Source organism: Allobosea sp. GW823-FHT02B03 (assembly GCF_058797755.1).
Genome location: NZ_JBXAJY010000001.1, coordinates 376069 through 397968, shown reverse-complemented (window position 1 = coordinate 397968; position 21900 = coordinate 376069). Strand labels below are relative to the sequence as shown.

Here is a 21900-nt window from a genome sequence, read left to right as displayed (position 1 = left end):
TACCCCTCTCCTTACAGGAGAGGGGATCCCGCGCGTAACACTCACGCCGCCTGCCGCGGCTGCGGGCCGACATAGACCGATTGCGGCCGGATCAGGCGTCCGGTCTCGATCTGCTCGCGGGCATGGGCGAGCCAGCCGGTGGTGCGGCCGAGCGCGAAGACGCAGGTGAAGGCCTCCGGCGGGAAGCCGAGCGCCTCCAGCAGCAGCGCCGTGTAGAACTCGACATTGGTCTCGAGCGAACGGCCGGGCTTGCGCTCGCGCAGGATGGCGAGCGCCGCCTGCTCGACCGCCTCGGCATGGCGCAGGCGCCCGGCATCCGCGCCGAGCTTGGCGATCGCCTGCTTCAGCGCATCGGCGCGCGGATCGCGGACGCGATAGATGCGATGGCCGAAGCCCATCAGACGCTCGCCGCGACCCAGCGCATCCTCCAGCCAGGCGCGGGCATTGGCCGGCTCGCCGATCGCATCGAGCATCTCGATCACCGGCCCCGGCGCGCCGCCATGCAGCGGCCCCTTGAGCGCGCTGATCCCGGCCAGCACGGCCGAGACCAGCCCGGCGCGGGTCGATGCGACGACGCGCGCCGCGAAGGTCGAGGCGTTGAGGCCGTGATCGGCGACCGTGACGAGATAGGTGTCGAGGGCGGCGGCCTGAGCTGCGGTCGGCGCCTCGCCGCGCAGCATGCGCAGCGTATCGGCCGCCTGCGACAGCGCGGGATCGGGGGCGATCGGGGCAAGGCCGCGCCGCTTGCGCACGGCGGCAGCAGTGAAGACGGCCGGCGCGGCGAGCAGTTTCAGCGCGGTGTCGGGCCCCTCGCCATCCGCGATCTGCGCCGTCCAGGCACGGATCGCCTCGACCGGCCCGAGATCATCCGACAGCGCAGTACGCTCGACGATGCCGAAGAGATCGGCGCGGGCCTGGCCAAGCGCTGCCGTGAGGTCACGCCCCTGCGGCAGGCCGGGCAGCAGGCCGTCGAACATCAGCGCTGCCATCTCTTCGAAGCTGGTACGACCGGCGAGCTCGGCGAGGCTGTGGCCGCGGATCACCAGGCGGCCGGCGGCGCCGTCGACTTCCGAGAGCACGGTATGGGCGGCGACGACGTCATCGAGACCATCGGACATGTCAGGAACTCCTCAAAGGCTTCGCCTGAGGATCGGCTCCCGCATTGCAACAATCAACCTTGAACAATATAATCAACATATCTTTGGGAGAGGTGATGCAGGACTGGTTGACCGCACAGGAGGCGATGGCGCGGCTCGGACTGAAGCCGCAGACGCTCTACGCCTATGTCAGCCGCGGGCTGATCGAGGCGCGCGGCGACGAAGGCGATTCAAGGCGCAGCCTCTACCGTGCCGAGGACGTCGCCCGGCTGGAGCACCGCAAGGCGCGCGGCCGGCGCCCGGCCGCCATCGCCGAGGACGCGATCGCCTATGGCGAGCCGGTGCTGTCCTCCAGCATCACCACGATCGAGCGCGGCGGCCTCTGGTATCGCGGGCAGGACGCGGTGCGCCTCGCCGAGAGCGCCAAGCTGGAGGACGTCGCGCGCCTGCTCTGGGATTGCGGCACGCAGCGCTTCCCGCCTTTGGCGACGGTCGTACCGCCGGGCGAGCCGCTGGCGCGCATCTTCGCGGTGATCGCGGCGCGCACCGCGACCGACCGGCCGATGGCGGGCCGGGCCAAGAAGGCGCTCTATTTGGAAGCCGCCGCCGTGCTCGACACGCTGGTCGACGCCATCGCCGGCGGGCCGGGCGAAGGGCCGATCCATGCGCGGCTGGCGCGGGCCTGGCGTTGCGAGACGCAAGGCGCCGAGCCGATCCGGCGGGCGCTCGTCCTGCTCGCCGACCATGAGCTCAACGCCTCGACCTTCGCCGCGCGCGTCACCGCCTCGACCGGGGCCTCGCTCGCAGCCTGCGCCATGGCGGGCCTCGCGGCGCTTTCCGGCCCCCTGCATGGCGGCGTCGCGCCGCGGGTACTGGCGCTGATGCGGGATATCGAGCGCGACGGGCTGGAGACCACCCTCGCGGCGCGGCTGGAGACCGGCGCTGGGCTGCCGGGCTTCGGCCATCCGCTCTACACCGATGGCGATCCGCGGGCGCGGGTGCTGCTCGCAGCCTTCGCGCTGCCGCCCGCCTATGCGCGGGCGCAGGCCGCCATCGCTGCGCTGACCGGAGAAGAGCCGAACATCGACTTCGCGCTGGCTGCACTTGCTGCGCGGCTCGGCTTGCCGGCGGACGCGCCCTTCCAGATCTTCGCCGCCGCGCGCTGCTCCGGCTGGCTCGCCCATGCGCTGGAGCAGAACGAGACCGGAAGACTGATCCGGCCGCGTGCCCGCTATGTCGGCCCGGCCCCCGTGGCGACGCCCGGCACCATGTAGTCGCGGGTCATCGGCAAGGTATCGAGCCGCTTGGCGAGCTGGAGCTGGAAGACCACCAGCCCGTCATAGCGGAAGCTCGCTTCCGACGCGGCGAGGTAGAACTCCCACATCCTGGCGAAGCGCTCGTCATACATTGCGACCGCCTCGCCGCGGCGCGCCAGGAAGCGCTCGCGCCAGGCCTTCAGCGTCTGCGCATAATGCAGGCGCAGCACCTCGACATCGGTGATGACCAGCCCCTCCTTCTCGACGGCGGCCGATATCTCCGACAGGGCCGGGATATAGCCGCCCGGGAAGATGTGCTTGGCGATGAAGGGGTTGGTGGCGCCGGGTGGGGTGGCGCGCCCGATCGTATGGATCAGCGCGACGCCGTCATCGACGAGCAGTTCCGAGATCTTGCGGAAATAATCGCGGTAATAGCCGACGCCGACATGCTCGAACATGCCGACCGAGACGACCCGGTCGAAGCGCTCCTTGACGTCGCGATAATCCTGCAGGCGGAATTCGACCGGCAGGCCGGACTCCGCCGCACGCTCGCTGGAACGGACAAACTGCTCCTCCGAAAGCGTGATGCCGGTGACGTGGCCGCCGGTCTGGCGGGCGATGCTCAGGCCGAGCCCACCCCAGCCGCTGCCGATATCGAGAACCCGCTGGCCGGGCTCCAGTGCGAGCTTCGCGGCGATCCGACGCTTCTTGGCCTCCTGGGCCTCCTCCAGCGTGGCGTCCGGCCGCTCGAAGAAGGCGCAGGAATACTGCTGGTCCGCATCGAGGAAGAGCTCGAAGAAGGCGCGCTTGAGATCGTAATGGTGGTGGACGTTGCTTTTCGCCCAGCTCGGGGTGTTGTGCTGCTTGATGCGGCGGATCGAGGTCCGCAAGCGCCCTAAAGCCCCGGCCCAGGCCGAGGGCGGCTGGCGCGACAGCCCGCAGACCAGGGCTTCGAGCAGTTGGTAGAGCGTGCCGCGCTCGACGATGACGCGGCCATCCATCACCGCCTCGCCGAGGGCAAGCTCGGGATCGAGCGCGAGCCGCCATTCGGTCTCGCGGTCGGCAATCCTCAGCCGTACCGCCGCGGTCGAGCCCGACCCGGCCGAATGCAACGATCCATCGGCGAAGACGACGTCAATCCTGGGCTCCCGGACCAGCCGGGACAGCATTCTCGCAATCAGTGCGCGCATGGCCCCACCTCATGGCAGTGCCCCTTTGCAGTGTAGAATGGCAACGACACCCGGCCTTGCGGCAGATGAGTCGATGCAATTCCGCTCTACACTGGCCGCATATCGCGGCCGTCAGCCCCATTTGCAGGAAAGATGGGGGTGCGCTTCACCTGTCGCCAGTGCCGCCGGCAACTACGCCGCTGCAACTGCAGGGCGGTACCGCAACCGCGCCGCCTCAGTGCCCCTCGGCCGCCAGCACGGCCTCGACACGGATCTCCTCGACCAGCCGCTCCTTGAGCGCGACGAAGTCCGGCGTGGTCTTGATCGTGTAGGGGCGCGGATGCGGCAGGTCGATGGCGATGTCGGCCTTGATCCGGCCGGGCCTCGCGCTCATCACCACGACGCGCGAGCCGACGAAGATCGCCTCCTCGATGTCGTGGGTGACGAAGAGCACGGTCTTCTGCTCGCGCTCCCAGATGCCGAGCAGCATTTCCTGCATCAGCGCGCGGGTCTGGTTGTCGAGCGCGCCGAAGGGCTCGTCGAGCAGCAGGATCTTTGGATCGTTGGCGAGGGCGCGGGCGATCGCGGTGCGCTGCTGCATGCCGCCGGAAAGCTGCTTCGGGAAATGATCGACGAAGCCGGCAAGACCGACGCGCTCCGCCCATTTGCGGGCGATGTCGAGCCGCTCACGTTCCGGCACGCCCTTCTCGCGCAGGCCGAAGGCGATGTTCTGGACCACGGTCAGCCAGGGGAACAGCGTGTAGCTCTGGAAGACGAAGCCGCGATCGGCGCCCGGCCCGGTGACCGGCGCACCGTCGAGCAGGATCTTGCCTTCGCTCGCCGTCTCCAGCCCGCCGATGATGCGCAGCAGTGTCGACTTCCCGCAGCCGGAAGGACCGAGGATGGTGATGAAGTCGTTGTCGGCGACCTTCAGCGAGGTCGGCATCAGCGCGCGCGTCGGCTGCCCCTTGCCGCGCGCCGGAAAGACCTTGCCGACCTGGTCGATCAGAAGCTTGCTCATGCCTGCGCCCACGGAAACAGGCGCTGGTTGACCGCCTTGAACAGGAAATCGGAGATCAGGCCGATCAGGCCGATGACGATGATGCCGAAGATGATCTGCCCGGTGTTGAGCAGCGCCTGGCTGTCGACGATCATGTGGCCGATGCCGGAGGAAGAGCCGATCAGCTCGGCGACGATGACATAGGTCCAGGCCCAGCCGAGCACGAGGCGGAAGATCTCGGCGATCTCGGGGGCGGCATTGGGCAGGAGCACCCGGCGAACGACCGAGGAATCGCTGGCGCCGAGCGTATAGGCCGCATCCACCAGGTCACGCCGGATCGAGCCGACCGAAACGGCGATCATCAGGATGAGCTGGAAGACCGAGCCGATAAAGATGACGAGCAGCTTCTGGGTCTCGCCGATGCCGGCCCAGAGGATCAGCAGCGGAATGAAGGCCGAGGCCGGCAGATAGCGCGCGAAGGAGACGAAGGGCTCGAGGAAAGCCTCGATCGGCTTGTAGGCGCCCATCAGGATGCCGAGCGGCAGAGCGACGAGCACGGCAAGGACGAACCCCCCGAGCACCCGCCAGATCGTCATGCCGATATCGAACATGAAGCCGTGGACGGTGAGCAGGTTCCAGCCCTCCGCCACCATGGTCAGCGGATCGGCGAGGAAGAGCTTCTGGACATAGCCGCCGAAGGTCGCGACCGACCAGAAGGCGACGAAAAGCGCGAAGAAGGCGACGCCGTAACCGATGCGGACGCCGCCGGAGACCGGCTGGAGGGGTTTCATCGTCAGAAACTTGTTTCCTTCACGAGAGCGGCGAGTTCACGCCAGGGCTCGATGGACCAGTAGCCGGAGGCCGCCCCCGAGGTTGAGGGCAGGATGAAGACGCGGCTTCCTACAAGGAGGGAGGGCTGGAGACCATAGGCGAGCTTCAGTCCCCTCTCTTCTCCCAGCGCGGCCTGAGCAGCACGCTTGCCGTTGAACGCGACGATCGCCGGAGCATGCGCATGAAGCTTGGCCAGAAGGCCCGCTATGTCGAAATGCTGCCGCGTCAATGCCGAGTCGGGCCCCGACGTCGCTTTCGCAACGTCGGTGAAGCCGATGCCGTATCGCGGCAAATCCGGGAAGTCCGCGGGGCCCAGCTGCCGAGGAACCAGCGCGGTATCGAACAGGGTCTTCCAGAACTTGTTGCCGGGGCCGGCATAGTAGGCGCCCCGCCGGGCGGAGGCCGCGCCGGCCTGCGTGCCGCAGAACACGACATGCAGGCCGGGCGTCAGCACATCCGGCAGGACATCATCGCTCACTTGCCGGCGACGTACTTCGTCTCGACCAGCGTGTTGATGTCGGGCTTCGTCTTGATCAGGCCGATTTCGAGCAGGAGGTCGGCCGCCTTGTTGGTGAAGGTCTGCCAGTCGCCGGCGAAGAACTTCTTGTTGCCCTCGGCGTCGGACCAGCGCAGGAAGCCGGCCGACTTGCCGAACTGCTCGCCCGACTGCTTCACATCGGCGCCCATGATCGTATAGGCCTTGTCCTTCTCGGCCTTGATCATCTCGAGCGCTTCGAAATAGCTCTTGGTCAGTGCCTGCGCGGCGGCATCGTTCTCGCTCAGGAACTTCGGCGTGCAGCCGAACGTGTCCATCACCATAGGATAGTCGAGCGTGGTGGCGATGATCTTGCCGGAATCGGGCTTGTCGCGCACCGCCGAGAGATAGGGCTCGTAGGTCATCGCCGCGTCGTTCTGGCCGGCGATGAAGGCCTGCGCCGCCGGGCCCGGCTCCATGTTGACGACATTGACGTCCTTCACCGACATGCCGTTCTCCTTCAGGAACCAGGCAAGGGCGAAATAGGGCGAGGTGCCGGGCGCCGAGGCGGCGACGGTCTTGCCCTTGAGATCCTTGATCGAGCCGGTCGAGCCGCGCACGGCCATGCCGTCGGCGCCGTAACTCTTGTCGAGCTGGAAGATCTGCTTGGTCTTGATGCCGGCGGCATCCCAGACGATCCAGGTCTCGACCGTGGTCGCGGCGCACTGGATGTCGCCCGAGGCGATGGCGAGGTGGCGGTCCTTCTGCGGGATCTTCTTGATCGTCACGTCGAGGCCGTTCTTGGCGAAGATGCCGGCTTCCTTGGCCAGCGTCAGCGGCGCGAAGCCGGTCCAGCCCGACATGCCGATCGTCAGCTTGGTCTGCGCCTGGGCGGCGCCCGCCGCCAGGAGCGCCGCGAGCCCGAGGCCAGCCGCCGCTCCGATACGCTTCATACCCGTCATCCGAAACCCTTCCCCGTTTATCTGCGCCGGCCTCGCTCGGCGGAGCTGAACACAGCCTCGTCGTGGCACGATGCAACCTTTGTTCCAAGGCAGGTTAAATGCCTATGCAAATCAGTCAAGCCAGCATCAACGACGCTGGGGGAGGCAATGAATTTCTCTTGTTTGACAGCAGGCGGGATATCTCCTCCCCTCGCCTCCCCGGCGCCTGCGCCTACTGGACGAGGTTTTCCGAATGAACGGCGCCGACCGCCTCTGCGACACCCTTTTGATCAACGACGTCGACGTCTGCTTCGCCAATCCCGGCACCTCCGAAATGCACTTCGTCGCGGCGCTCGACCGCAAGCCGCAGATGCGCTGCGTGCTCGGCCTGTTCGAGGGCGTGGTGACCGGGGCCGCCGACGGCTATGCCCGCATGGCCGACAAGCCGGCGGCGACGCTGCTGCATTGCGGGCCTGGCATGGCGAACGCCCTCGCCAACATGCACAACGCCAAGCGTGCCCGGACACCGATGATCAATGTCGTCGGCGACCACGCGACCTACCATCTTCAGCACGACGCGCCGCTAACCAGCGACATCGAAGGGCTGGCCTGGCCGATGTCCAACTTCGTCCGGCGCATCGCGAACCCGGAGGATGTCGGCCCGGCGATCGGCGAGGCCTATGCCGCCTCGCTCTCCCTGCCCGGCGTCACCACAGTGATCCTGCCGGCCGATTGCGCCTGGGGCAGCGTCGAGCCTGCGACGCTCGCGCCAACCAAGGTTCCCGCCTTGAAGAGCGCCGACCCGGCACGGGTGCGGGAGATCGCGGCGCTGCTGCGCAAGCATGGTTCGCGCGCGGCGCTGATGATGACCGGCCTCGCGCTGCGGGAGGGCCCGATGGAAATTGCCGCGCGGATCTGCGCCGCGACCGGGGCCCGCGTCTTCGGCCAGATGTCGAACGGCCGCATCGAGCGCGGCGCCGGCCGCGTCGCGCTGCCGAAGGTGCCCTATCCGATCGACATGGCGCTGAAGCAGCTCGAGAACGTCGATCTCCTGGTGCTGGTCGGGGCGCAGGTGCCGGTCGGCTTCTTCGCCTATCCCGGCAAGCCCGGCCGGCTGATTCATGACGGCTGCGCGGTCGAAACGCTTGCGGCGCCCGGCGACGATCTGCCCGGCGCGATCGCGGCATTGGCGGACGAATTGTCGGCCCGCACCGTGGCGCCGGCCTTCATCGCCGAAGCCGCCCCGGCAAACGAAGCGCTCCCGACCGGCACGCTCGACGCCGACAAGGTCTGCACCATCGTCTCGACGCTGCTGCCCGAGAACAGCATCATCTGCGACGAATCGATCTCGTCGGGCCGGATGTTCTATGCGCAGTGCCATCACGCGCCGCAGCACGACTATATCCAGCTCACCGGCGGCGCGATCGGCGAGGGCATCCCGCTGGCGATCGGCGCGGCGGTCGCCTGCCCCGACCGCAAGGTCATCGGCATGCAGGCAGACGGCTCGGGCATGTACACGGTCCAGGGCCTGTGGACGCAGGCCCGCGAGAACCTCGACGTCGTCACCGTGATCTTCGCCAACCGGACCTATGCGATCCTGCATGGCGAGATGCGGGCGGTCGGCGTCAACGATTTCGGCAAGAACGCGACGCAGATGCTCAACCTCGACCAGCCGGCACTCGACTGGGTCGCGATGGCCAGGAGCATGGGCGTCGAGGCTAGCCGCGCCAGCACGGCCGAGGAGTTCACCAGGCTGTTCAAGGGCGCGCTGTCACGGAAGGGGCCGTTCCTGATCGAGGCGGTGATCTGAGCGAGAACGGCGTTTGCTGGAGCGCGGACCTTCCGCGCTCTCAGGACTTCTGCCGCTTTTGGTGCTGCCAGCGACCGAAGAACCAGATCAGGCATAACCATTGAGCCGTGAAAGGTATGTCTGCGGGCAGGCCCATCAGCATGCTCATCGAGACCGCCGCAAAGGCCGTAATCAGGGCTCGCCAAAAGGCGGCCCAGAGACTCGGAATGTCCCAGAACCACGCGCTGACGGAATCCCAGAGGCCGAGCATGCCTCCCAATACATCTCATTGGCGAAGAATCGATTAAACCAATCCAAGAAGGTGCAGGGCAGCGTGATTGGCGGAAATCGGCGTGGCCAAGCCGAGTTGGAGAACCACGGCCGAGCAGCCGCTTGCAGCGACCTGCCTTGCCAGCCGTAACCTAACGCTGTGACATGGCGAATTCGCTTGCCGATGCTTATGTCGCCGCAAGCAAGGAGGTTTGACATGACGGAACGTGCTGTACTCGCAGGCGGCTGCTTCTGGGGCATGCAGGACCTGATCCGCAAGCTCCCCGGCGTCGAGACGACCCGGGTCGGCTATACCGGCGGCGACGTGAAGAACGCGACCTATCGCAATCACGGGACCCACGCCGAGGGGATCGAGATCGTCTTCGACCCCGCCAAGATCGGCTACCGGCAGCTGGTGGAGTTTTTCTTCCAGATCCACGACCCGACGACGCTGAATCGCCAGGGCAACGATCTCGGCACCAGCTATCGCTCGGGGATCTACTATGTCGACGGGGCGCAGAAGCAGATCGCCGAGGAGGTGATCGCCGCGGTGAACGCCTCCGGCCGCTGGCCGGGCAAGGTGGTCACTGAAGTGAGGCCCGAAGGCGATTTCTGGGAGGCCGAGCCGGAGCACCAGGATTATCTGGAGCGCTACCCGGCCGGCTATACCTGCCATTGGGTCCGGCCGGACTGGGTGCTGCCGCGGCGCGAGGCCGCGGAGTAACGCAATCGACCCTCTCCCCACCAATCTCGGGCTCGCCCGAGATTGGTACTTTTGGATGCGCATGTCGGAAACGTCCGACATGCGGCGGGAGAAGGTGGCAGCGCATCGCGCTGACGGATGAGGGAAGGGTCGCGCAAGCGGCCCTTTTCTCGTTTCACCCGGTCAAAGCGCCCTCATCCCCCAGCCGGGACCTTCTTCGCCCATAGGGGGAGAAGGAGCGCTATTTGAACCCGCCCAGGAACGCATCGAGGCACTCGCCGATCGCCTCTATCGCGTAGCCGCCTTCCTGCACCACGAGGGTCGGCAGACCCATCGCCTTGACCTGGCGGCCAATGGTGCCGAAATCGGCGGATTCGAGCTTCAGCACGCCGATCGGGTCATCCTTATGGGCGTCGTAGCCGAGCGCGAGGACGAGCGCCTCGGCACCGAACTCGCGAATCGCGCGTCCGGCCCGGTCGATCGCCGCCTCCATTTCCGGCCCGGCGGCGCCATGGACGAGCGGGAGGTTGAGGTTGAAGCCTTCGCCCGGCCCATTGCCGCGCTCGTCGTCGTAGCCGGTGAAGAACGGGTAATAGTTCGACGGATCGGCATGGATCGAGACCGTCAGCACGTCGTCGCGCCGATAGAAGATCTGCTGGGTGCCGTCGCCGTGATGCGCGTCGACGTCGAGGATCGCGACCTTGCCGTAGCGGCTGCGCAGACGCTGCGCGGCGATCGCGCTGTTGTTGACATAGCAGAAGCCGCTGGAGCGGTCGGCCCGGGCATGGTGGCCGGAAGGGCGGCAGAGCGCATAGACGGCACGCTCTCCGGCGAGCACCGCGTCGGCGCCGGAGACCGCCGTTTCGGTCGAGCGCAGCGTCGAGACCCAGCAATGCTCACCGATCGGCACCGAGAGATCGCCGAGATACCAGCCGAGCTGGCCGAGGAAGCCGGTCGGGCGACAGGGCGGGCGCTTGTCCTCGTCCGGCCTGCCGCTCCAATAAGGGAAGGTCGCAGGCCAGACCTCCGGGCCGCGCTCGGCCGGCAGCTCCTGCCAGCGGGCCCAGGCCGTCTGCAGGAACTGGATGAAGCCCTCGTCATGCACCGCCAGGATCGGCGCCGTGCCGTGTTGCTGCGGCGTCTCCGGGCCGATGCCGTGGCGCGCGAGCGCGGCCAGCAGCTTTTCGGTCCGCTCCGGCAGGTCCTTCGGCGGGACGACACGGCCGAAGCGCATGTACTGCTGGGGATCGTGGAGCGATTGTTCGGGATGGTAGAAGGCGCGCATGCGGATTCGACTCGCTTCGATGCTCGGACGGGCGCCATTCGGCCATGAAAAACCTGCCGCCGCCAGCGCGCAGGATCAGGCCGCGGCGCTGTCGTCACGCATGGCGGAGGCGCTGGGAAACAGGTTCGGCTGCTGCAGCAGCAAGGGGACACGCGCGGCCGCGACCGGCCGCGCATAGCGATAACCCTGGGCGAGCCCGCAGCCATGCTGGCGCAGGAAGGCCTCCTGTCCCGGCGTCTCGACGCCTTCTGCAACGATGCCGAGGCCGAGATCGGCGGCGAGACCGATCATTGCCCGGACGATCGCCGCATCCTCGCCCTCATCCTCGACCTGGCTGACGAAGCCGCGATCGAGCTTGATCGTATCGACGGGAAAGCGCTTGAGGTGGGTGAGCGAGGCATAGCCGGTGCCGAAATCGTCGAGCGAGACATGCAGTCCCGCTGCCCGCAGCGCCTGCAAGGTCCGCTCGGCCTCGCCGGCACTGCGTGTCAGGAGCACGCTTTCGGTGACCTCGATACCGAAGCAGCGGGCGGGAACCTCGGCCGCCGCGAGCTTGCCGAGCAGGCGCTCGGGCAGCTCCGGATCGCGGAAGATGCCCGCCGACAGGTTGACCGAGACGACGCCCGGCTCGAGGCCGGCATCGAGCCATTGGCGCAGATCGCGCAGGACGGCGCGAACGATCGCATCGCCAATTCCGGCGGCGATTTCGACATCCTGGAAGCCTTCCTGGAAGGCGGCGGCCGGGATGATGCCGCGCTCCGGGTGGCGCCAGCGAGCCAGCGCCTCGAAACCCGCGACCTTGCCGTCCGCGAGCGAGACCTGCGGCTGGTAGAACGGCAGGATGCGATCCTCCCGCAGGGCCTCCGCCAGGTCACGACAGATCGCGACGCGCCGGATCATCGCAGCCCGCATCGAGGGCTCGTAGACCACCGCGATGTTGCGCCCCCTGGCCTTGGCCCGATAGAGGGCGAGGTCGGCATCCTTCATCAGCTCGCCGCCGTCGAGATCGTGCTCCGGCGCCAGGGCGATGCCGAGACTGGCACGCGCGCTGATCATCTGGCCGGCGTGCTCGAAGGGTTCGCGCAACGCATCGAGCAGGATTGCGGCCTTGAGACGGGCCCCGGCTATGTCGAACACCTCCTGCGAAAGCACGACGAACTCATCGCCGCCGAGACGGGCGACCATGTCCGCGGGACCGATGGCCCCGGCGAGCCGTGCCGCCGCCTGGAAGAGCAGTTCGTCGCCGGCATCATGGCCGAGCGTGTCGTTGACCGATTTGAAGTCGTCGAGGTCGATCAGGAACAGGCCGACCGTGCCGCCGGCCTCGGCCATGACGTCGAGCGCCTGCTGCAGGCGCTCCTGGAACAGCAGGCGGTTCGGCAAGCCGGTCAGCGCATCATGGGTAGCCTGCCGCCGGGTGCGAGCCTCCGCCGCCTTGCGATCGGTGATGTCGACAATGCCGGCGACCACGGCGAGGCCGCCGTCGATCGGAACGCCGGTCGCGGTGATCAGGACGTCGCGCCGGACGCCGTCGCCATCTCGCATCTGCGCCTCGTAGCCGGCGATCTGGTCCTGGCGCTCGAGCTTGAGCAGGATCTCGCGCCGGTCGCGCTCCGCGAACAGGATGTCCGAGACGCGCGCAGTGGCGAGCTGCTCGCGGCCGAAATAGCGCTTGGCCGCATCATTGCTGCGCAGGAAGCGGCCATCTTCGCGAGAGGCGACCACGAGCGGGATCGGCACCGCCATGAACAGGCGCTCGATCATCGCCTGGCTGACGCCGAGCGCATCCTTGGCCTGTCGCTCGGCCTGGGTCGCCGTCCATTCCAGTCGGCGCAAGCGGTTGCCATGGATGACCACCAATCCGAGCGCGAAGTTCAGCATGACCAGGACGAGGACCAGCCCAGGCAGGGTCGTCGGGAACGGACCGCGGCCGAGATAGCCGGCAAGCATCAGGACACTGCAACCGATCCCCAGCGCCATCGTCCAGCGGAAAGCGGTCGGCGCCACCAGATAGAAGATCGAGGGCAGCATCAGCACGACGAAGAGCGCGAGATCACTGCGCGAGGAGACGAGCAGCGCCACCGCCAGCGCGGTCGCCATCTCCCAGCCGATCAGGATCGCCTGCGCCTCGTCGAAGCGCGTCGCCTTGCGGACCAGCGCGTAGCAGAGCAGCGAGGCGGCGACCACGACGAGCCGGGCCGGAACCGCGACGAAGAAATGCGCGGTGCCATAGAAGCGCCAGTCGCTGGCCAGGAACAGCGTGTTAAGAACTGCCGAAACCAGGAAAATCAGGCGGCACTGTCGCAGCGTTTCGGCAAGGCGTGCCTGGCGAAACGTCGCCTCGCGGTCGGAATCGAGAAACTCGCCACCGAATCGAAACAGGTTGTCGCGCGCCATGCGCCATCGTCGCCGGCGAACCTCAAAGCGAGGTTAAGGCTGACTGCTGCCTTCAACGGAAAACCGCCGAAAACGACAGGAACCGACGCTATTCCGGGGCTCTGCCGCCATCGGGAGCGACTAGTGCCGCGAATTCGCGGGCCAGCGCCCTGATGTCGAAGCGCTCGGGCCGGTACCAGTCGATCGAGCCATTCATGGCACCGAGCAGGAAAAGGCGCAGCGCCTCGGGCGAACGCCCCGGCGCAATCGCCCCCGCCTGCTGCAGCTCGGCGACGAGGCCACGCCAGACATCCTCGTAGAGCCGGCGCGACAGACGCACGCCCTCCGGCGTCGGGCCGCCGCCGAAGGTGAAGACCTTGATCGCCGCGCTGGTATAGTCGCCATGGCCGTGCAGGGCGGAAAGATGAGCCGCGATCGCCGCCTCCAGCCGCTGGCGCGGCCCCGCCTGCGCCGCGTCTGCCAGCGCCGCAGCCACCGCCTCGTGGACGAAGCGGACGCCGTCGTTGACCACGGCCTCGACGATCTCCTCCTTCGAGGCGAAGTGGTGATAGAGGCTCGCCTTGCGGATGCCGACCGCCTCGGCGAGCTCGCGCAGGCTCGTCTGGTGATAGCCATTGCTGCGCAGCAGGCGCGCGGCATGGTCGAGGATCAGGCGGCCGGCGCCGCCCTCCAGCTCCGCCCGCTCGGCGCGCCCCGACACCACCGTCACAGCCGCTTCGCCACCTCTTCGAGCATCACCTCGGTCGCACCGCCGCCGATCGCCTGGACGCGGGCATCGCGGGCCATGCGCTCGATGGCGCTCTCGCGCATGAAGCCCATGCCGCCATGGAACTGGACGCAGGCGTACATGACTTCGTTGACCAGCTCGCCGCAATAGGCCTTGACCATCGAGACCTCGCGCGTCGCGTCGAAGCCCTGCGCGTCGAGCCAGGCGGCATGGTAGACGAGCTGGCGCCCGGCCTCGACCTTGGCAGCCAGCATGGAGAGCTTCTGGCGGATCGCCTGCTTCTCCCAGAGCGACGCGCCGAAAGCCTTGCGGGTGCGGACATGGTCGAGCGTCGATTCGATCGCGGCCTGCGCCTCCCCCATCGCCATGGCGCCGATCACCGTGCGCTCGTTCTGGAAATTGCTCATGATCGCGTAGAAGCCGCGCCCCTCGCCGCCGAGCAGGTTTTCGGCCGGCACGCGGCAATCCTCGAAGATGAGCTCGGCGGTGTCCGAGCAGCGCCAGCCATGCTTGTCGAGCGCGCGGCCGACGTGGAAGCCCGGCGTGCCCTTCTCGACCAGGAACATCGAGACCGATTGCGACGGCTTCGCCGAAACATCCGTCTTGGCGGCGACGCAGTAGAGATCGCCATGGACGCCATTGGTGATGAACATCTTGGCGCCGTTCAGCACGTAATGGTCGCCTTCGCGCCGCGCGGTGGTGCGGATGCCCTTCACATCCGAGCCGGCATCGGGCTCGGTGACGGCGACCGCGCAGATCGCCTTGCCGGCGACGACGTCGGGCATCCATCGGTCTCGCTGCGCCTTGCTGCCGGCATTGAAGAGATGGACCGAGGCCATGTCGGTGTGGACGAGCGCGGTGATCGCGAAGCCGGAAAAGGTCGAGCGGCCCAGTTCCTCGGCAAGGACGACGGTCGCGAGCGTGTCCATCTCCGCGCCGCCATACTCGGCGGGATAGCGGATGCCGAAGAAACCGAGTTCGCCCATGCGCTCGAGCACGGCGCGCGGCACCATGCCGGCCTCCTCCCAGGCCAGCCCATGCGGCTTGACCTCGGTCTCGACGAAGCGGCGGATCTGGGCGCGCAGCGCCTCGTGTTCCTCGCCGAAATAGGGCGAGCGCCGCTGCACCATGTCGCCTGCCCCGAAGCTCTCCGCCACCGTCATCGCGATCCTCCCCGGCGCCTTGAGGCGCATGTCCAGCTCATCTACCTACCGGACGGTAGGCTCATCGGAAGGCCGACACAAGCGAGTTTCCCGCTCCAAGCAAGAAGGCCCGGCGCAAGAGCGCCGGGCCTCCGAGTGATGACGGTTGCCGGTCCGGCTCGCCGCCGGGCTCGGAGCGCTCAGGCGAGCTTGCCGCCGACCGCCTTTTCGAGGATCGCCCAGGCCTCGTCGCCGTACTTGCCCTTCCACTCGGCGTAGAAGCCGGCCTTCTGGAGCGCCGCCCGGAATTCGTCGGGCTTAGTCTCGTTGATGACCATGCCCTTGGAGGTCAGCTCGGCCTGCAGGCCGGCATTGAGCTTGGCGACGTCGGCGCGCTCGAGAACGGCGGCAGCGTCGATGTTCTTGGCGACGATCGTGCGCAGGTCCTGCGGCAGCCGCTCCCAGGCGCGGCGATTGGCCAGGAACCAGAAGCCGTCCCACATATGATTGGTCGCGGAGAGATACTTCTGGACCTCGAAGAGCTTGGCGGTCGCGATGATCGCGAGCGGGTTCTCCTGGCCGTCGACGATCTTGGTCTGCAGGGCGGTGTAGACCTCGGCGAAGTTGATGCTGGCCGGGGCGGAGTCGAAGGCCTTGAACATCGAGGTCCAGAGCGGCGAGACCGGCACGCGGATCTTGAAGCCCTTGAGGTCGGCGGGGCTCGCGATCGGTCCCTTGGAAGAGGTCATCTGGCGGAAGCCATTGTCCCAGATCTTGTCCATGACGTGCAGGTTCGCCTTGGCGATCTGACCGCGGACATAGGCGCCGAGGTCGCCATCCATCGCCTTCCAGACCGCATCATAGTTCGGGAAGGCGAAGCCGATGCCGCTGACCGAGGCGTTCGGCACTAGGGTCGAGAGGATCAGCGGCGACAGCGTGAAGAACTCGACGCCGCCGGAGCGGACCTGGTTCAGCATGTCGGTGTCGGAGCCGAGCTGGTTGTTCGGGAAGATCTGGATGACGACTCGGCCATTGGTCTCGGCCTTGATCTTCTCCATCGCCTCGGCGGCGCGCACGTTCATCGGGTGCGCGAGCGGCAGGTTGTTGGCGTATTTGTAGGTGAACTCGGGCGTCTGGGCCCGGGCGATCGAGAAGGTCCCGATCGTGGCAGCGGCGGTGGCGCCCTGCAGGATGGTGCGGCGTGAAATCGACATTCTATTTCCTCCAGGGGGCGCTGTTATCGATCGCGACGGTCTGCGCCGTCACTAGGCACGAAACGAAGCAATCCGGCGGGGCTTACGCAATCCCCCCGCATCGCCTCTTCGACTGAAGTCTGATCGCAAGGGCGACGCGGCGACATGGCGGCGTTCTTCCCGGCGCTCAGCATCACAGGAACATGGTCGAGAAGGACGGCACATAGGCGATGATCAGGAGGCCGGCGATCAGCGCCAGGAGATAGGGCCAGATCGCGCCCATCGCCTCGTCGGGCTGCACATTGCCGATCTTGCAGGCGATGTAGAAGCCGATGCCGATCGGCGGGGTCATCAGGCCGATGTTCATCGCGGTGACGACCACCATCGAATAATGCACGTCGTTGATGCCAAGGCTCTTGGCGATCGGGAACATCAGCGGCGCCATCAGCACGATCGCCGGCAGCCCCTCGAGCACGCAGCCGAGGATCATGAAGACCACGATGGTGACGGCCATGAAGGTCACCCAGCCGCCGGGCAGGCCGGTCATCAGCGTCGCGAGATCGCGGGCGAAGCCAGTCTGCGTCAGGGCCCAGGCCATGGCCGAGGCGGTGCCGAGAATCATCAGGATCGCGCCGGAGAGCGCCGCGGTCTCGACCAGCATCCCATAGAACTTGCGCCAGCCGATGCCGCCATAGAGCACGACGCCGACGATCAGCGCATAGAGCACGGCGATGGTCGAAACCTCGGTCGCGGTCGCGACACCGCCGCCGACCGCGCCGCGGATCAGGAAGGGCAGCACCAGGGCGGGCGTCGCGATCAGCGCGGTCTTGCCGATCACCGCGAGCGGCGCGCGGCGCACGCCCTTGAGCACCTCGCCGCGGGCTTTCCAGCGCGCCAGGATGGCGAGGACCAGGAGCAGCACGGTGGCGACGACGAGGCCGTTGGTGAAAAGCCCGGCGATCGAGACGCCGGCGACCGAGCCGAGCACGATCAGGACGATCGAAGGCGGCACCGTCTCGGCCATGGCCGCGCCGGTCGAGAGCAGCGCGATCAGCTCCTTGGGCTGGTAGCCGCGCCGCTTCATCTCCGGGAACAGCGCCGGGGCGACCGTCGCCATGTCAGAGACCTTCGAGCCGGAAATGCCGGAGACCAGGAAGAGCGAGCCGAGCAGCACATAGGACATGCCGGCGCGGATATGGCCCAGCATCGAGGCCAGGAAATCAACGATCGCCTTGCCCATGCCGGTCGCGTCGAGCACGCAGCCGAGCAGAACGAAGATCGGCACCGAGAGCAGGATCAGGCTCGACATGCCCTCGTCCATCCGGCCGATCATCACGAAGATCGGCACGGAGGTGCTGAAGGCGAGGAAGCAGAGAGCGCCCATGCCGAAGCAGAAGGCGATCGGGATGCCGGCGACGAGGCAGAAGCCGACGACGCCGATCAGGAAGATCAGGATGTTGAGATAGCCGAGCGTCTTGAAGACCGGCGTCATTAGATAGCAGATCGCGGCCACCGCGGCGATCAGAAGCCCCGCCATGACGAGGTCACGGAAGCTGCAGACCCGCACGGCATAGCTCAGCACCAGCGCGAGCATGGCGATGATGCCGAAGGCGATCGCCGAGACACGCCAGCTCGCGGGAATATTGAGCGCGGCGGTGGTGACGTAGGATTCCTCGATGACGTAGTCGATCGCCGGCCAGGTCATCACGAGCAGGAAGGTCGCGACCACGAGCAGGCCGAAGGCGTGGACCGGGCCGCGCCATTTCTCGGGCAGCATGCCGACGAAGAGCGTCAGGCGCAGGTGCTCGTTGCGGTCGATGGCGATGGCGGCGCCGAGCATGGCGAGCCAGAGGAAGGAGATCGAGGCTGCCTCGTCGATCCAGACCACGGGGATCGAGAGCACATAGCGCGAGGTGACGCCGCCGAGCAGCAGGGTGATGATGATGACCAGCAGGGCCGCTGCGACCATCTCGAGCGGCCGCACCAGCGGCGAGCCGGTGCGCGCCGGCTCGTGATCGAGACTATCCAGGACGGCGGCGGCGCCGTCACTCGTACCGGTATCGGCCATCCGGCCGTCCTCCCATTCACCCGATCCGCCGAATCTAGCGCCGGCTGCAGGTCCATATCATGGCCTTTTTGGCCATTGTTTCCGGCTGGACCATACACGGATCGAGGGTCGTTGCAATCGCAACCGCGCCGAACTACAGATTTATGGAGAAATCGAAGGTCCGCATAATGGACCCATGAGTGCGAGGAAATGCGAGCAGGAGCCATGCCGACGCCAGATTTGCCGGGCTCGCAAAGCGTCGACCGCGCCTTGCGCCTGCTCTCGCTCGTCGGCCGCGAGAGCGCAGCCGGCCTGCCATTGAGCGAGATCGTCGAAGAGACACGCCTCAGCAAGCCGACGGTGCGGCGTCTGCTGCTGGCACTGATGCGCGCCGGACTGGTCGAGCAGGCGGATGCGACCAAGCGCTATCATCTCGGCGAGGAGGCCTTCGTGCTCGGCCTGCTCTCCGGCAGCCGGCATGGCCTGCTCGACCTTGCCATGGCGAGCCTGCGCCGGCTCTCCGACACGACCCAGGACACCAGCTTCTTCTCGGTCAGGCGCGACCGCTCCGCTGTCTGCCTGCATCGCGAGGAAGGCACCTGGCCGGTCCGCACCCATGCACTCCAGGCCGGCGATCAGCACCCGCTCGGCATCGGCGCGGGCTCGCTCGCCATGCTGGCTGCCCTGGCCGACGACGAGGTCGAAGCGATGATCGAGGCCAATCGCGCCATCCTGGTCGAGAGCTATCCGAGCTATACGCCGGCCAGCATCCGCACCGACGTGGCGCAGGCCCGCGAGCGGGGCTTCTCGCTCAACCCCGGCCGCATCGTCGCCAGCTCCTGGGGTATCGGCGTCGCCGTGCGCTACCCGGACCGGCGCGTCGCCGGCGCGCTCAGCCTCGCCGCGATCGATTCGCGCATGCGGCCGCAGCGCCAGGAGGAGCTCGCCGTGCAGTTGCGGCACGAGGCGAAACAGGTCGAGCAGCGCCTCGCCGGCATGCTGAGCCGGCAGCCCTTCCTGCACGTGCCGCCAGATGCGCCGGCACGTGCGCCCAAACAGCCAGCGGAGACGAGTTGATGACGACATCCGGAGAGGCCTCCGGCCCGCTCGGCGGGCTGAAGCCCGTCTCGACGCGGGTGATGAACCTCGCGCATTTCCTGACCCGCAATGGCCGGCGCTTCGCCGACAGGCCCGGGCTGATCTGGGGCGAGCGGCAATGGAGCTGGGGCCGGATCGACGCCGCCGTGCATGCGCTCTGCGCGGCGCTTGCCGCCCGCGGCATCGGCAAGGGCGACCGCATCCTCGTGCATTCGAAGAACTGCGACGAGATGTTCTTCTCGATGTTCGCCGCCTTCCGGCTCGGCGCCGTCTGGGTGCCGACCAATTTCCGGCTGATGCCGGACGAGGTTGCCTATCTCGCAACCTCCTCGAGCGCCAAGGGTTTTCTCTGCCATGGCGACTTTCCGGAGCATGCAGCGGCCGTCGCCAAGGAAAGCAAGGCGTTGCAGTTCACCTGGCGGATCGGTGCCGGCGATTTCGGCGAGACGACGGTCGGCGAAGCGATCGCGGCCCATGAAGGCGCCCGCATGCCCGACGTCATGGTCGAGCGCGACGATCCCTGCTGGTTCTTCTTCACCTCGGGCACGACCGGGCGCTCCAAAGCGGCAGTGCTGACCCATGGCCAGATGGGCTTCGTGATCACCAACCACCTCGCCGACCTCGTGCCGGGCTCGACCGAGAAGGACGCCTCGCTGGTCGTCGCGCCGCTCTCGCATGGCGCCGGCGTGCACCAGCTCGTGCTTTCGGCGCGCGGCGCGCCGAGCATCCTCCTGCCGACCGAGCGCTTCGACATCGACGAGGCCTTCCGGTTGGTCGCGAAGTACCGGGTCACCAACATTTTCACCGTGCCGACGATCCTGAAGATGCTGGTCGAGCATCCGGCCGTCGACCAGCACGATCACTCTTCGCTGCGCCATGTCATCTATGCCGGCGCGCCGATGTATCGCGAGGACCAGAAGACGGCGCTGAAGAAGCTCGGCAAGGTGCTGGTGCAGTATTTCGGCCTCGGGGAGGTCACCGGCAACATCACCGTGCTGCCGCCCTATCTGCACGAGGTCGAGGATGGGCCGCAGGCCCGGATCGGCAGCTGCGGCGTCGAGCGCACCGGCATCCAGGTCCAGATCCAGAACGACGAGGGCAAGGAACTCGCCCCCTTCGAGACCGGCGAGATCTGCGTGATCGGCCCGGCCGTCTTCGCCGGCTATTACGAAAACCCGGAGGCCAATGCGAAATCGTTCCGCGACGGCTGGTTCCGCACCGGCGATCTCGGCCATATGGACGAGCAGGGTTTTGTCTACATCACCGGCCGGGCTTCGGACATGTACATCTCCGGCGGCTCGAACATCTACCCGCGTGAGATCGAGGAGAAGATCCTGACCCATCCCGCGATCGCGGAAGCGGCCGTGCTCGGCGTGCCCGATGCGGTCTGGGGCGAGATCGGCATCGCCGTCTGCGTCGCGCGCGGCAACGGCCCGAGCGAGGCGGAGCTCGCCGAATATCTCGGCGAGAAGATCCCGCGCTACAAGATGCCGAAGCGCTTCTTCTTCTTCGAGGAACTGCCGAAATCCGGCTATGGCAAGGTGCCGAAGCGCCTCGTCCGCGACGAACTGGAGAAGCGCGGCCTGCTCGATTTCGTGCGCGCGCCGGGCTCCGGCACATGAGGACGATACGCCAGCCGGGACCGGCCCAGCCCGAGCGCGTACAATGGGTCGCGGCAGGCGGCCAACGGCTCACGCTCGCGCTGAAGCCCGGCCAGTTGCTGCTCGACGCGGTCGCCGAGGCCTTTGCAGCGCAAGGCTTTGCCAGCGGCGTGCTGCGCCTGCCGGCGGGACTGGCGCTCTCGCCCTTCGCCTATGTGATGCCGGCGCTCTCGGCGACGCCGGAGCACGCCGCCTTCTACAGCGAGACCTTCCGGCCGGACGGTGTGGCGCGGATCGAGACGGGCGCGCTGACCTTCGGCGAGCGCGACGGGGCGCCCTTCTTCCACGGTCATGCGCTCTGGCGCGAGGCCGATGGCCGGCGCAATGGCGGCCATATCCTGCCCGACCAGAGTTTCCTCGCCGAGCCGATCACGGTCGAGGCGGTCGGGATCGATGGCGCGGCCTTCGTCGCCGGGCATGATCCCGAGACGAATTTCAAGCTGTTCATGCCGGCGGAAGCGACGCTGGCCGCTCCGCGGGCCGCAGGGCGCTTCTACGCGCTGCGCCTGCGCCCGAACCAGGACGTGTTCGCAGCGCTGGAAGGCTTTTGCGCCGAACGCGGCATCGGCCGCGCCACGATCCATGGCGGCGTCGGCTCGACGATCGGCGCGCATTTTGCCGATGGCGCGCAGATCGAGCCCTTCGCCACCGAGATCGCGATCACCGCCGGCGGCATCGGCCCGGGCAGCGACGGCGGGCCGGAGGCCGAGATCGCCATCGCGCTGGTCGACTATACCGGCGGCATGGCGCAAGGCGCGCTAAGGCGCGGCGAGAACCCGGTCCTGATGACGCTGGAGCTGGTGCTCGAAGCGGAGTGAG

General features: G+C 67.4%; 19 protein-coding genes. 6 read left to right on the top strand and 13 right to left on the bottom strand.

All coding sequences use genetic code 11. The features are described from left to right. Positions 1-41: 41 nt before the first annotated feature. On the bottom strand, positions 42-1118 hold the full coding sequence (locus AC1REK_RS01830; RefSeq protein ID WP_492267389.1) for a citrate synthase/methylcitrate synthase: 1077 nt from the start codon (positions 1116-1118) through the stop codon (positions 42-44). Positions 1119-1213: 95 nt separating this feature from the next. On the opposite strand from AC1REK_RS01830, the gene AC1REK_RS01825 reads away from it, so the two are divergent. Then, positions 1214-2371, top strand: coding sequence for a citrate synthase family protein (locus AC1REK_RS01825; RefSeq protein WP_492267390.1), 1158 nt, complete (start codon positions 1214-1216; stop codon positions 2369-2371). On the opposite strand, the gene AC1REK_RS01820 is transcribed toward AC1REK_RS01825, so the two are convergent. From AC1REK_RS01820 to AC1REK_RS01800, 5 genes are all read right to left on the bottom strand, one after another. Then, positions 2329-3543, bottom strand: coding sequence for a class I SAM-dependent methyltransferase (locus AC1REK_RS01820; protein ID WP_492267391.1), 1215 nt, complete (start codon positions 3541-3543; stop codon positions 2329-2331). The two genes, AC1REK_RS01825 and AC1REK_RS01820, sit on opposite strands and share 43 nt — an antisense overlap. Before the next feature lie 214 nt (positions 3544-3757). Beyond that, on the bottom strand, positions 3758-4543 hold the full coding sequence (locus tag AC1REK_RS01815) for an ABC transporter ATP-binding protein (protein WP_492267392.1): 786 nt from the start codon (positions 4541-4543) through the stop codon (positions 3758-3760). Then, positions 4540-5313: an ABC transporter permease gene (locus AC1REK_RS01810; RefSeq protein ID WP_316018188.1), complete on the bottom strand. Its 774-nt coding sequence runs from the start codon at positions 5311-5313 to the stop codon at positions 4540-4542. Before AC1REK_RS01810 ends, AC1REK_RS01815 begins: the two co-directional genes overlap by 4 nt. A gap of 2 nt (positions 5314-5315) precedes the next feature. Next, positions 5316-5831 (bottom strand): mismatch-specific DNA-glycosylase, encoded by a 516-nt coding sequence (locus tag AC1REK_RS01805; RefSeq protein ID WP_492267393.1) that lies wholly within the window; start codon positions 5829-5831, stop codon positions 5316-5318. Beyond that, positions 5828-6781: an ABC transporter substrate-binding protein gene (locus AC1REK_RS01800; RefSeq protein ID WP_492267394.1), complete on the bottom strand. Its 954-nt coding sequence runs from the start codon at positions 6779-6781 to the stop codon at positions 5828-5830. The genes AC1REK_RS01805 and AC1REK_RS01800 overlap by 4 nt, the downstream gene beginning before the upstream one ends. 241 nt (positions 6782-7022) lie before the next feature. Between AC1REK_RS01800 and AC1REK_RS01795 the strand changes: the two genes are divergently transcribed. Continuing rightward, positions 7023-8579: an acetolactate synthase large subunit gene (locus AC1REK_RS01795; protein ID WP_492267395.1), complete on the top strand. Its 1557-nt coding sequence runs from the start codon at positions 7023-7025 to the stop codon at positions 8577-8579. A 40-nt stretch (positions 8580-8619) separates the two neighbouring features. On the opposite strand, the gene AC1REK_RS01790 is transcribed toward AC1REK_RS01795, so the two are convergent. Then, a complete protein-coding gene (locus AC1REK_RS01790) occupies positions 8620-8829 on the bottom strand; it encodes a hypothetical protein (protein WP_492267396.1) in 210 nt (69 codons plus the stop codon). A gap of 216 nt (positions 8830-9045) precedes the next feature. On the opposite strand from AC1REK_RS01790, the gene msrA reads away from it, so the two are divergent. Continuing rightward, positions 9046-9552: a peptide-methionine (S)-S-oxide reductase MsrA gene (gene msrA / locus AC1REK_RS01785; RefSeq protein ID WP_492267397.1), complete on the top strand. Its 507-nt coding sequence runs from the start codon at positions 9046-9048 to the stop codon at positions 9550-9552. A gap of 220 nt (positions 9553-9772) precedes the next feature. Here the strand turns inward: msrA and AC1REK_RS01780 are convergent, their stop codons facing one another. The 6 genes from AC1REK_RS01780 to AC1REK_RS01755 form a co-directional block, all read right to left on the bottom strand. Next, positions 9773-10816, bottom strand: a complete 1044-nt coding sequence (locus AC1REK_RS01780; protein WP_316018183.1) for a histone deacetylase family protein — start codon at positions 10814-10816, stop codon at positions 9773-9775. A 75-nt stretch (positions 10817-10891) separates the two neighbouring features. Beyond that, complete coding sequence (locus AC1REK_RS01775) at positions 10892-13213, bottom strand: putative bifunctional diguanylate cyclase/phosphodiesterase (RefSeq protein ID WP_492267398.1); 2322 nt, start codon at positions 13211-13213, stop codon at positions 10892-10894. Between the two features lie 88 nt (positions 13214-13301). Next, positions 13302-13922, bottom strand: coding sequence for a TetR/AcrR family transcriptional regulator (locus AC1REK_RS01770; RefSeq protein WP_492267399.1), 621 nt, complete (start codon positions 13920-13922; stop codon positions 13302-13304). After that, positions 13919-15133 carry an acyl-CoA dehydrogenase family protein gene (locus tag AC1REK_RS01765; protein ID WP_492267400.1) on the bottom strand — a complete coding sequence of 405 codons (1215 nt, stop codon included), beginning with the start codon at positions 15131-15133 and terminating at the stop codon, positions 13919-13921. Before AC1REK_RS01765 ends, AC1REK_RS01770 begins: the two co-directional genes overlap by 4 nt. A 149-nt stretch (positions 15134-15282) precedes the next feature. Continuing rightward, positions 15283-16296, bottom strand: a complete 1014-nt coding sequence (locus AC1REK_RS01760; RefSeq protein ID WP_316018179.1) for a TRAP transporter substrate-binding protein — start codon at positions 16294-16296, stop codon at positions 15283-15285. A 172-nt stretch (positions 16297-16468) separates the two neighbouring features. Continuing rightward, on the bottom strand, positions 16469-18343 hold the full coding sequence (locus tag AC1REK_RS01755; protein WP_316018178.1) for a TRAP transporter large permease: 1875 nt from the start codon (positions 18341-18343) through the stop codon (positions 16469-16471). 204 nt (positions 18344-18547) lie between these two features. On the opposite strand from AC1REK_RS01755, the gene AC1REK_RS01750 reads away from it, so the two are divergent. The 3 genes from AC1REK_RS01750 to AC1REK_RS01740 are packed head-to-tail and all read left to right on the top strand — an operon-like array spanning position 18548 to position 21899. After that, positions 18548-19399, top strand: a complete 852-nt coding sequence (locus AC1REK_RS01750; protein WP_327523082.1) for an IclR family transcriptional regulator — start codon at positions 18548-18550, stop codon at positions 19397-19399. Further along, entirely contained in the window at positions 19399-21042 is a 1644-nt protein-coding gene (locus AC1REK_RS01745) for an acyl-CoA synthetase (RefSeq protein WP_492267401.1), read from the top strand. The genes AC1REK_RS01750 and AC1REK_RS01745 overlap by 1 nt, the downstream gene beginning before the upstream one ends. Further along, positions 21039-21899, top strand: coding sequence for a PCC domain-containing protein (locus AC1REK_RS01740; RefSeq protein WP_492267402.1), 861 nt, complete (start codon positions 21039-21041; stop codon positions 21897-21899). The genes AC1REK_RS01745 and AC1REK_RS01740 overlap by 4 nt, the downstream gene beginning before the upstream one ends. Position 21900: the final 1 nt, after the last annotated feature.